This is a genomic window from Leisingera sp. (assembly GCF_034669605.1).
GTDB lineage: Bacteria > Pseudomonadota > Alphaproteobacteria > Rhodobacterales > Rhodobacteraceae > Leisingera.
The window spans coordinates 1-10,751 of record NZ_JAXMOX010000164.1 but is presented as its reverse complement, the minus strand read 5'-3'; the positions used below and the strand labels follow the sequence as shown (position 1 = coordinate 10,751).

The following is a 10,751-nucleotide window of genomic DNA, read 5'->3' as shown; positions in this document are numbered from 1 at the left end:
GGCATAGGATTTCAGCCCCTGGTCCAGCAGGATGTTGTGGGAGAACACCACATCATCGGCGGTGACCGGGGTGCCGTCGGAAAACCGCGCCTCGGGGCGCAGGTTGAAAATCACCCAGTCCTGGCTTTCAGGATATTCCAGGCTTTCGGCGATCAGCCCGTAGTAGGAACCGGGCTCGTCGTAGGATGCCACCAGCAAGCTTTCGAACTGATCCGAAGACAACGCCCCGGCGCGCCCGTTGCGGGTATAGGGGTTCATGCTGTCAAAGGTGCCGACGGCAGAAATCGACAATTCGCCGCCTTTCGGCGCCTGCGGATTGACGTAATCGAAATGGGCAAAGCCTTCCGGGTACTTCAGCGCCCCGAATTCGGCAAAGCCATGCGCCTTGATAAGCGCATCCTCCGCCCGCGCCAGCGTCGCTGCGGCCACCGTCAGGATTAGCCCCAGAAACAGCGCCTGGGCCAGCGCCGCAGCCGCCTGCAGCGGGGTCATCCATTCTCTTGCGCGCACGCGCGCCGCAGCTCGAGCGGTGTTCATCTGCCATGACCTCCTTTGCCCGGAACTTCGGCCCGGATTTCCGCTGCCAAGCTAATGGCCGGGGGCGGTAACATTCAAGTTGAGATTAAGTGTTATCCCCTGCTGTCTGGGCGCAAAGCAGCCGAAAGGCGTGCATTTGCAAGGCCGCGCTTGCCCGCAATAAAATTGCCTGCCAGCCTCGCATCACGATTGCGTTATGTAACGAGGGAGTTTCCGATGCTGAAGTCAATGAAATTTGCCGCCCTTGCGGTTGCCGGGGCCGCCGCGCTCAGCGCCTGCGCCCAGCAGGAAGAGGAAGTGGTCTACAGCAGCCCGGAAGAGGCCTATTGCGTGCAGACCGGCGGCAGCTACGTGCTGCGCAGCGGCAAGGCCGGCACCATCGGCGTCTGCATCCTGCCGGACGGCCGGGAACGCGATGCGCTGGCCTATTACCGGGAGAACAACCCGGCCTGAGCCGGACCGGCGTCTGCCCGCATCAAAAAAGCCGCTGCAGATCTGCAGCGGCTTCTTCAATCGGATAGCTTTGACAGCGTTCCGGATCAGCCGTCCAGGCTGTCCAGATAGGCGATGAGGTTCACCCGGTCTTTTTGCTTTTTCAAGCCGGAGAACGACATGGTGGTGCCCGACGCATAGGCCGACGGCTTGGTCAGGAAGGCGTCCAGCGCCTCCGCGGTCCAGCTGCCGTCCAGGCCGGTCAGGGCGCCGGAATAACCAAAGCCCGGTGCGGTCGCGATGTCGCGGCCGACAACGCCATAAAGATACGGGCCGGTCGAGTTGGCGCCGTCTTCCAGCTTGTGGCAAGCGGAGCACTTCTTGAAGACTTTGGCACCTTTGGCAACATCGGCGGAGGCCATCAGCTCTTCAAAGCTGACTTCCGGCTCGTCGCTGGCTGCGGCATCGGCCGAGGCGACTTCGATCACATAGGACGCCTCACCGTGGCTGTCCATGTGATACAGTGCTTCTGCGCCCCATTTGCCCAGAAGGAGAACCAGGAACGCGCCGCAGACGCCTGCGGTCGCTTTGGTGAGGGTCATCGTGTCAAACATGATCGCGAGTCCATTTAGCTGTCTGCGGGGGTGTCTAAGGCTTCCCCTTCAAAGTGGCAAGGTATAGACAGCGCGACGAAACGCCCAATTCTTGAAGTTTTGCACGGGGAACACACCCATGAGCCGCAAAATCGCCATTCAGGGGGAGCTTGGCTCCTACAGCCACGAAGCCTGCCGCAGCGCCCGGCGCGAACTGGAGGTGCTGCCGTGCCGCACCTTCGAGGACGCCATTGAAGCGGTCAAAAGCGGCGCTGCCGATCAGGCGATGCTGCCGGTGGAGAACTCAACCTATGGCCGGGTGGCAGACATCCACCGGCTGTTGCCGCACAGCGGGCTGCACATCATCGACGAGGCCTTTGTGCGGGTGCATATCAATGTGCTGGGAGTTCCGGGCGCCAGTCTGGAAGACATCCGCGAGGCGAAATCGCATCTGGTGCTGCTGCCGCAATGCGGGACATTTCTGCGCGAACACGGCATCACCGGCCGGGTCAGCCCCGACAACGCGCGGGCGGCGCGGGATGTGGCGGAGGCCGGCGACAAACACGTGGCGGCGCTGGCCAGCGAGCTGGCGGGCGAGATCTACGGGCTGGACGTGCTGGCCCGCCACATCGAGGACAATGGCGACAACACCACCCGCTTTGTGATCATGTCGCCGGAGCCGGACTACCGCCGCCGCGGCGCCCACAGCATGATCACCAGCTTTGTCTTTCAGGTCCGCAACATCCCGGCGGCGCTGTACAAGGCGATGGGCGGATTTGCCACCAATGGCATCAACATGACCAAACTGGAAAGCTATATGGTGGACGGATCCTTTACCGCCACGCAGTTTTATGCGGATATCGAAGGCCACCCGGAAGATCCCAATGTGCAGCTGGCAATGGATGAGCTGAGCTATTTCACCACCAATGTGGAAATCCTCGGCGTCTACCCGGCCGACAACGGCCGCTATTGAGGCGCCGGCTTCCGGCCCGGAGAAACCGTTTTTTTCCGGGCCGTTTTCATTGCCTGAAAACGGCACCCTTGATCAATCTGCGCGGGGAGTGAAGTGAGAGGCTGGACATCGACCCAAGCGGGGCTCGTTGTGGCTGCTTCCTTCCGGACCTGACCAGGTTGGCGAGGCGCCTGCCCGCGCCAACCTCTCGAATCCCGATATAAGCGCCGCCGCCGGGAATGGCAAGTGCCCGGGCTGTCCGGTCTCCGGCGTTTTAAAGCCGCAGTTCCAGTTCCAGAAAGCCGCCGCTGCTGTGGCCGCATGGCGTCGCCAGCCCGGCAGGCAGTTCCTCGAGGTATCCGGCGGCCCCCGGTCCGGTCACCGCAACCGCGCTGGTGCCCGGCATCGGCGCCAGCTGCCAGGGATAAGGCGCCTCTGCCAGCGGATCAGCGGGCAGCCGCCCGGCGATGTAATCGCGGATTGCCTCGTGGATCCGGATCGGCGGCAGCGGCAGTTCTTCGGCTTTCCGCAGCATTCCGAAACTGCCGCCGCCGCAGACCCGGTAGCTGTTGACCGCAACCGCAAAACGCTGGCCGGGTTCCACCGGCCGGCCGTTCCAGCACAGCTTCCGGATCCGCCGGGCATCGGGGTTGATCCTCACCCCCGAGGCCGAGAACCGGGGCGGCTGCGCCGGGTCGATCTGATAGCTCAGCCCGAAGATCACATCGAAATTATGCCCTGCCCGCTGCGGGTCGGCCAGCATCTGCCCGGAACTGCCCGGCGCGATCTGGCTGAACAGCCCTGCCGACATTTCCAGCCAGTCCAGCAGCTGTGCGCCGGTCACCGCGACCACCCGCAATTCGTTGTGGAAGACCTGCAGATCCGCAATATTGCGGACACAGAGATCCCCGGCCGCAATGTCGGTATAAAAATGCGGCCCGGACCGGCCGCCGAACTTGCTGGGTGCGACAGCCGACAGCAACGGCAGGCTTTCTGCACCGGCGCTGTCAAGCATCGACCGCACCGCGGCGGCCTGGGCGCTGCCGACCAGCGCCAGGCCGCGGTCCGGCGCGAAAAAGGTGAAATAGGAATGCATCGCCACCGGGCTGAAGCCCGCCGGCTGGCGCATCCGCTGCAAGGTGCGTGCGTGGTCTTCTGCCAGCGCGCCCGCAAAATCAGGGTCCTCCGGCACCAGCGGCTGGGCTGCGCCGGTCTGCCGGTGGCGGCCCACCGGCTGCAGGCTGGCGGTGCCGCCGCCGGGCCGCCAGACCCCGCAGCGATGCTCCAGCTCCAGCCGCAGAACCCCCAGATGCGAGCCATGCGCCCCCGGCATCACGACGGGTTTGGCAAAGGGATGCGCCGGATCCGGCAGCGTCAGATGGGTGTGGCCGCCCACAACGGCGTCAATTTCCGGCAAGGCCGCAAGCCGCTCCAGTTCATTTTCGCCGCAGCCCGCACCGGTCTTGCTGCCAAGGCCGGTATGGGCCAGCGCCAGCACCAGGTCGCAGCCCTGCGCCTTCAGCCGGCCGGCCTGGGCCGCGGCGGTTTCCACGATGCCGCCTGCAGCCAATTGTGCCTGCAGGGCCTCGCCGCACCAGATCAAAGTCTGCGGCGGCAGCACCGAAAACAGCCCGATCCGGACCGGCGGCAGCCCGGGCTGCCCCGGGATCTTGCGTTCCAGCACCGCCGAGGGCGCAAACGGCAGCCGCAGGTCCGGCTGCCGTGCCGTCAGGCTGGCGCAGAGCACCGGGCATGTCACGTCTTTCAGAACGCGTGCCAGCGCCGCCAGGCCGGAATCGAAGTCATGATTGCCAAGACCGACTGCATCATATTTCAAAAACCGGAAGGCGCGCGCCATTGGATGCGGGCCCTTGGCGCCCGGCATGATGTCCCCCAGCGGCGCCCCCTGAAAGCCATCGCCGTTATCGACCAGAAGGCAGGCCGCGCCCAGGCGGGCGGCCTCTGCGCGGGCGCGGCGGATCAAGGTGGCCGCGCGGGACAGGCTGATGGCCCCGCCGGGACGGTCGGCATAATAATCATGGCTCAGCAGATTGCAGTGCAGGTCCGTCGTGGCAAGCACGTGCAGCTGCCCGGTGACCGTCCGGGTTTGCGAGGCCCGCGCCCCGCTTGTCATGTGCGAAATTCCGTTGCCACTGCCTGCCGCCGCTCCTGCCCGCACCATTCGGCGCCGTTCTTGTTTTGCGGCTATTTGAATCAGCGTATTAACGATTTGCAAGGAACCCTTTCGGCTGCCTGTGATTTTTTCCCGCCGCCGGTGCGTCAACAGCGCGGGCGCCCCCGACCTGTGGCGGAAAAGCCGCAATTCCTGCCCGGCAGGTGTGGCGGCGCAGCGACAGGCAAGCGCGGATCACTGGCAATTGCTGGCAACGCCTGCGGCACGCTGTCATGGATGGCGGTATCTCAGCCCTTGACCGCAGGGCAGCCGCCGCCAGCCAAAGGAGAGACGCAATGAAACACGCAGAACAAGTGACCTTCGGCCGCGGCGGGCTGGAGCGGGCGGCGCATTTGCGCACCGACAGCGCTGCCCTGGAAACCGCCTGGAACAGCCCGGAGGCCCAGGTGCTGCTGATGTGGCGCGGCAAGCCGCTGACCCTCCGCATCGCCGAGGACGGCCTGCCCTGCGGGCTGGGCTGGACCGCTCCGGCGCACCCGCTGGCCGCCAGCCGCCAGGACGCGGCGATTTTCCTTGGTCTGGCCCCCGGCGGCGCGCCGTGTTTTGCCTGCGATATCAGTGACTGGCAGCCCCAGGACCTGGACAGCGGGGCCCTGAGCGGTTTTGCCGATGCCAGCGAGCAGCAGCACCCCGATCTGGCCGCGTCCCACGTCTTTGCCGAACTGCGCCGGGTCATGACCCGGCTAACGCCGCTGGAGGCGGAACTGGCGGCCACCGCCAAGGCGCTGCTGGCCTGGCACCGCAGCCACCGGTTCTGCGCAGCCTGCGGCGCCCCCAGCAGCATGGCGCAGGCGGGCTGGCAGCGGATCTGCCCCGCTTGCAAGACACCGCATTTCCCGCGCACTGACCCGGTGGTGATCATGCTGATCACCCATGGTGATGCGGTGCTGATGGGCCGCTCTCCCGGCTGGCCTGAGGGGATGTATTCGCTGCTGGCGGGATTTGTCGAACCGGGCGAGACGCTGGAGGCAGCGGTGCGCCGCGAGACCTTTGAGGAAACCGGCGTGCAGGTCGGGCCGGTCAGCTATCTGTCCAGCCAGCCCTGGGCCTTTCCGATGTCGCTGATGTTCGGCTGCGCGGGCGAGGCGCTGAGCACGAAGATCACCATCGACCCCGGTGAAATCGAAGACGCGCTGTGGGTCAGCCGCCAGGACATGATGACGGTCTTTGCAGGCGATCACCCGGTGCTGAAACCCTCGCGGGAAGGAGCAATTGCGCATTTTCTGCTTAAGAACTGGCTTGCGGACACGCTGGACTAGAGCGCATATTGCGGCAAACAGCGCGGCAGCACAGCGGCGCAGCTGAGGCAGGCAAGCATGGAATTTCAGAGCAAAGAAGATATCGAAGCCCCGATTGCCGAAGTCTTTGGCGCGATCTCCGATTTTGACCTGCTGGAACGCTCGGCCCTGCGGCGCGGCATCGACGTGCAGCGGACCGGCGATACCGCCCGTCCGGAGAACGGCCTGGCCTGGGATATCGGCTTCCGGTTCCGCGGCAAGCAGCGCGACATCCGGCTGACGCTGGCGTCTTATGCGCCGGCTGCCGGGCTGGCGCTGACCGGCAGCGGCAGCGGCCTGGACGGCCGCCTGGAGGTCGAGCTGCTGGCGCTGTCGCCGCGGCGGACCCGGATGTCGGCGCAGCTGAAACTTGCCCCCACCACCCTGACCGGCCGGCTGCTGGTGCAATCGCTGAAACTGGCCCGCAGCAATCTCACCCGCCGGTTCAAGCTGCGGCTGGCCGATTATGCGAGGATCACCGAGGAACGGCTGAACCGCACCGCCTGAGCCTATCGCCTGAGCCTATTGCTTGCCCCCGCTGTTATGCGGAGCGCGCGCTATTGCGGCGGCAGCAGCCGCGGCCACAGGGCGGCATTGTCGCGGGCAAAGGCGCCCAGATGGCCGATCTTCTTCACGCCAGCCTCCCGCGGCACCAGCACCGTCCGGCGCTGCGGCACATTGCCAAAGACCTCCCCCAGGCGCCAAACCGCCGCCGGCGGCACGACATCATCATCCGCCATTGCAAACAGATCCACCGGCACGCCGCTGTTTGCCCATTCGGGCAGCGGCAAGGCCGCGCCGGTTTCCGGCAGGTAGCTGCCCGGCGTGGTGCACCAGCGCCGCCACTGCCAGTAAACCCCGGCGGGCAAATCGGCCCCGAACCCCACCGCGCGCCCGGGCAGATAGCCCAAAGCACGGACCAATGGCGGCACATGGCCGAACCAGAAAGCCAGCGCCAGCGCGCGGTAGGGCCAGGGATGATCGTGGTGATGCACCAAGCCGCCCGCAACCACGATCATGCGGGCGACGTCCTTCAAGCCATCCTGCAGGGGCATCAGCATCGCCCCGAGCGAATGGCCGATCACCCACAACGGCACGCCCGCATAGTGCCGTTGCAGTTCGGCCCGGGCAGCTGGCTGATCTTCCAGCGCCCATTGGGCCATTGTCGCACCGGAATGGCGCGGATGGCCCCGCGCCGAGTCTCCGAAATCCCGGTAGTCATAGGTCAGGCAGGCCACTTGCTGCCTGGCTGCCAGCCAGCGCGCGAAATGCCGGTAATAGCGTTGCGGCACCCCGGTTGCGCCATTCAGCACCACTGCGGCCCGCGCCTGCCCCGCCGGATGGTACAGCCGCCCGGCCAGCTCTGCGCCGGCCGCGGGAAACCGCAGCTCTTCTTCCCGGATGCCCGCGGCATGATCTGCGTTTCTGTCCAGCACGGCGACCTCCTAGACCAATCGGTCCACTCCACCTCTGGACCAATCGGTCCAATGCTGTCAAGCTGTTGTCATGACTGACGTGACGACACCCCCTGCCAACCCGGACAGCCCGCCCCCCACCCGCGAGCGGCTGATCCGCGCCGCGGCAGCCCTGTTCCGCAACAAGGGCTACAGCGGCACCGGGCTGGCGGAACTGCTGGCAGAGGCCGGGGCGCCCAAAGGCTCGCTCTACCACCATTTTCCCAATGGCAAATCCGACCTTGCCCTGGCCGCAGCGGATTGGGCGTCAGCGCAGATGCTGCTGCTGATCGAGGCGTCATTCACGCCGGCGCCAACCTTTAGGGAGGGGGCCAAGACGGTCTGTTACAAACTGGCCAAGCTGTTTGACCAGCAAGGCAAATGGAGCGGCTGCCCGGTCTCTGCCACCCTGTTCGAAGGGCCGGAGAACGAGGCGTTCCACCAGCATGCCGCGCATCTGTTCGAGGGCTGGATAGCCGAGACCGCCCGCCACGCCCGCCGCCTCGGCCTGCCCGCGGCTGAGGCCCGCGCGGCGGCGGAAAACTTCTATATCCTGCTGCAGGGCGGCTGGCAGCTGGCCCGGGTGCGGCGGGAGTCGGATGTGATCCGGGGGCTGTATTTGCAGCTGCAGAAAAACGATTGACGACTCGCGGAAGAAACCGCTACCGCTTGTGGCGATGGTTCCCGTGCCACAGAATCTTGTGTCCGGGATGAAAAGGGAACACGGTGCGGCCTGCGCAGAAACAGGCCAATTCCGCGGCTGCCCCCGCAACTGTAAGCGGCGAGCGACCCCGATAGAGCCACTGGCCCGACAAGAGGCCGGGAAGGATCGGGAAAGCGACGACCCGCAAGTCAGGAGACCTGCCATCAGACGTGTAACTCGAACCCGGGCGGGGTGTCCGGACAGGGTCTGATGGCTGCGGCGGCTGTGAGCCGTCTTTCATCCGGTCTCTTGTCCCCAAACCCCCCGTGCCACGCGCGGAGGGCGCAGATATGATGTGGACCGACCAGACGCATTTCTATGCGGCAACAGATTGCAAGTATTTGGGGCGCCCCTGCCCCGCAGCGGAGCGGATGATCGCCAAGCTGGCCGAGGCGATGTCCAGGGCCAAGCCGCTGACCCAGGAGGATTTCGAAATTACCGGCACCACCACGCTGGACGGCTGCCCGCGCAGCTGCCCGGCGCAATTTGCCGCCAGCCATGACCGGATCCGGCTGTATTGCGGCGTCGGGGAAGAGGCGCCGCGCGAGGGGCTGGACCGCTTCGCCGATGCCATCCTCAGCCGTAACGGCACCGGCTTTGCCGCCTCCAAGCTGGACACCCGCCCCTGCGCGCTGATGGAGGCGCTGCCGAAAACCGCCGCGGCGCGGCAGGCGGAACAGATGCTGGCGCTGTGAAACCTAAGCTTTGAGGGCAGCGCCGGACCCCGGGCGAGCGGAAGCCTATGCGGTCTAGCCTGCCGCCTGCCCCGCGCAGGCCCAATCCAGCTGCTCATCCGTCTCCACCGCGCAGGGCCGCACCGCCCGCAGCCGGGTCAGCGCCTGCGCCGGATCCTCGCCGCATTCGATCATCAGCCGCAGCACCGCCATACCGGACCGCCCGCAGCCGCCCCAGCAATGCACCAGCACCCGGCCGCCGCCCGCCAAAGCCTGCCGTGCGGACGCGCTGGCGGCTGGCCATTTCGCGGCCACGCCCGGCGGCGGCGCTTGAAAATCCGGCACCGGCAAATGCAGCCAGCGGCAAGCCATGCTTTGAACATCAATCCCCAGCCGCGGCACGCCTGCGGCTGCGTGTTCGGCCTCGGTGGTCATCGAGATGACCAGCCCCGGTTTCCACTGATAGATCTGGATCAGGTCATTGCGGTAATCGCCGCCGCCGCCGGGCAGCGGGCATAACGCCAGAATACCGCCGCCTGCTGACAGCGCGTGGATGGTCAGGCCTGCCGGCGCCGCGCCGTCCTGCGCCGCAGGTCCCGGGATGTCTCCAGATCGCATACCGCCTCCTTAGCCGTTGCGTTCCTGCATTCCCCCCGCAGTCCCCTGCCGCCGCAGCCTAGCGGCTTAGCGGGCAATCCCAAAGCCCTTTTGCTGTCCCGGGACAGCCCCATCGGCGGTGGACGAACGGGCTGCGCTTCAATACCCTGCGCGGAACGCGGACGCCCCGCATCCCGAATCCGGCACGAGACATCATGAACGATACCCCCAGCGGCACCCCCGGCGCATCCGGCCACTCCAAATACCAGGTTCTGGCCCGCAAATACCGGCCCGAGACCTTTGCCGATCTGGTGGGCCAGGACGCCATGGTGCGGACGCTGAAAAACGCCTTTGCCGCCGACCGCATCGCCCAGGCCTTCATCATGACCGGCATCCGCGGCACCGGTAAGACCACCACCGCGCGGATTATCGCCAAGGGCATGAACTGTGTCGGCACCGATGGCCAGGGCGGCCCGACCACCGACCCTTGCGGCCAGTGCGAACATTGCACCGCGATCATGGAAGGCCGCCATGTCGACGTGATGGAGATGGACGCCGCCAGCCGCACCGGTGTGAATGATATTCGCGAGATCATCGACTCGGTGCAGTACCGCGCCGCCTCGGCCCGCTACAAGATCTACATCATCGACGAAGTCCACATGCTGTCGACCAGCGCCTTCAACGCGCTGTTGAAGACGCTGGAGGAACCGCCCGCACATGTGAAATTCATCTTCGCCACAACCGAGATCCGCAAGGTGCCGGTGACGGTGCTGTCGCGCTGCCAGCGGTTCGATTTGCGCCGGATCGAGCCGGAGGTGATGATTGCCCTGCTGCGCAAGATCGCCGGGGCTGAAAACGCTCAGATCGCCGAGGATGCACTTGCGCTGATCACCCGCGCGGCTGAGGGCTCGGCCCGCGACGCCACCTCGCTGCTGGACCAGGCGATTTCCCATGGCGCCGGCGAGACCACCGCCGATCAGGTCCGCGCCATGCTGGGCCTTGCCGACCGCGGCCGGGTGCTGGACCTGATGGACATGATCCTGCGCGGCGATGCGGCGGCGGCGCTGACCGAACTCAGCGGCCAGTACGCCGAGGGCGCCGACCCGCTGGCGGTGCTGCGCGATCTGGCCGAGATCACCCATTGGGTCTCGGTTGTGAAAATCACCCCCGACGCGGCCGAAGACCCCACTGTCAGCCCCGACGAGCGCGCCCGCGGTCAGGCAATGGCCGAACGGCTGCCAATGCGCGTCCTCACCCGCATGTGGCAGATGCTGCTGAAGGCACTGGAGGAAGTGGCCGCCGCCCCCAACGCGAGGATGGCGGCTGAAATGGCGGTGA

Annotated in this window: 12 protein-coding genes, 1 other RNA gene and 1 riboswitch; of the genes, 7 read left to right on the top strand and 6 right to left on the bottom strand. The window is 66.1% G+C overall.

Annotated elements, in window-relative coordinates; genetic code table 11:
- Nucleotides 1–492 (bottom strand): ABC transporter substrate-binding protein (locus VOI29_RS18100; RefSeq protein ID WP_323781802.1); only part of this gene is annotated, 492 nt, incomplete at its 3' end.
- A 261-nt stretch (nt 493–753) separates the two neighbouring features.
- On the opposite strand from VOI29_RS18100, the gene VOI29_RS18095 reads away from it, so the two are divergent.
- Nucleotides 754–990, top strand: coding sequence for a DUF333 domain-containing protein (locus tag VOI29_RS18095; protein WP_323781799.1), 237 nt, complete (start codon nt 754–756; stop codon nt 988–990).
- 86 nt (nt 991–1,076) lie between these two features.
- Here VOI29_RS18095 and VOI29_RS18090 read toward each other — a convergent pair whose 3' ends face one another.
- On the bottom strand, nt 1,077–1,583 hold the full coding sequence (locus VOI29_RS18090) for a cytochrome c family protein (protein WP_323781796.1): 507 nt from the start codon (nt 1,581–1,583) through the stop codon (nt 1,077–1,079).
- A 118-nt stretch (nt 1,584–1,701) separates the two neighbouring features.
- Here VOI29_RS18090 and VOI29_RS18085 point away from each other — a divergent pair, with 118 nt between their 5' ends.
- Nucleotides 1,702–2,535: a prephenate dehydratase gene (locus tag VOI29_RS18085; protein WP_323781793.1), complete on the top strand. Its 834-nt coding sequence runs from the start codon at nt 1,702–1,704 to the stop codon at nt 2,533–2,535.
- 91 nt (nt 2,536–2,626) lie between these two features.
- Here the strand turns inward: VOI29_RS18085 and ffs are convergent.
- Both ffs and VOI29_RS18075 read right to left on the bottom strand, forming a co-directional pair.
- An RNA gene (gene ffs, locus VOI29_RS18080) (signal recognition particle sRNA small type) lies at nt 2,627–2,725 on the bottom strand.
- A 63-nt stretch (nt 2,726–2,788) separates the two neighbouring features.
- Nucleotides 2,789–4,648, bottom strand: a complete 1,860-nt coding sequence (locus VOI29_RS18075) for a 5'-nucleotidase C-terminal domain-containing protein (protein ID WP_323781790.1) — start codon at nt 4,646–4,648, stop codon at nt 2,789–2,791.
- A 335-nt stretch (nt 4,649–4,983) separates the two neighbouring features.
- Here VOI29_RS18075 and nudC point away from each other — a divergent pair, with 335 nt between their 5' ends.
- The gene (gene nudC / locus VOI29_RS18070; RefSeq protein WP_323781787.1) at nt 4,984–5,967 is read left to right on the top strand and encodes an NAD(+) diphosphatase; all 984 of its coding nucleotides are present in this window, start codon (nt 4,984–4,986) and stop codon (nt 5,965–5,967) included.
- 57 nt (nt 5,968–6,024) lie between these two features.
- A complete protein-coding gene (locus tag VOI29_RS18065) occupies nt 6,025–6,492 on the top strand; it encodes an SRPBCC family protein (RefSeq protein ID WP_323781784.1) in 468 nt (155 codons plus the stop codon).
- A gap of 50 nt (nt 6,493–6,542) precedes the next feature.
- On the opposite strand, the gene VOI29_RS18060 is transcribed toward VOI29_RS18065, so the two are convergent.
- Nucleotides 6,543–7,421: a serine aminopeptidase domain-containing protein gene (locus tag VOI29_RS18060; protein WP_323781781.1), complete on the bottom strand. Its 879-nt coding sequence runs from the start codon at nt 7,419–7,421 to the stop codon at nt 6,543–6,545.
- A gap of 70 nt (nt 7,422–7,491) precedes the next feature.
- Here VOI29_RS18060 and VOI29_RS18055 point away from each other — a divergent pair, with 70 nt between their 5' ends.
- Nucleotides 7,492–8,082, top strand: coding sequence for a TetR/AcrR family transcriptional regulator (locus VOI29_RS18055; RefSeq protein WP_323781779.1), 591 nt, complete (start codon nt 7,492–7,494; stop codon nt 8,080–8,082).
- Nucleotides 8,083–8,100: 18 nt separating this feature from the next.
- Nucleotides 8,101–8,323, top strand: a riboswitch (cobalamin riboswitch).
- 109 nt (nt 8,324–8,432) lie between these two features.
- Nucleotides 8,433–8,837, top strand: a complete 405-nt coding sequence (locus VOI29_RS18050; RefSeq protein ID WP_323781775.1) for a hypothetical protein — start codon at nt 8,433–8,435, stop codon at nt 8,835–8,837.
- A 54-nt stretch (nt 8,838–8,891) separates the two neighbouring features.
- Here the strand turns inward: VOI29_RS18050 and VOI29_RS18045 are convergent, their stop codons facing one another.
- Complete coding sequence (locus VOI29_RS18045) at nt 8,892–9,434, bottom strand: protein-tyrosine phosphatase family protein (protein ID WP_323781772.1); 543 nt, start codon at nt 9,432–9,434, stop codon at nt 8,892–8,894.
- Between the two features lie 194 nt (nt 9,435–9,628).
- On the opposite strand from VOI29_RS18045, the gene VOI29_RS18040 reads away from it, so the two are divergent.
- Nucleotides 9,629–10,751 (top strand): DNA polymerase III subunit gamma/tau (locus VOI29_RS18040; RefSeq protein WP_323781770.1); only part of this gene is annotated, 1,123 nt, incomplete at its 3' end.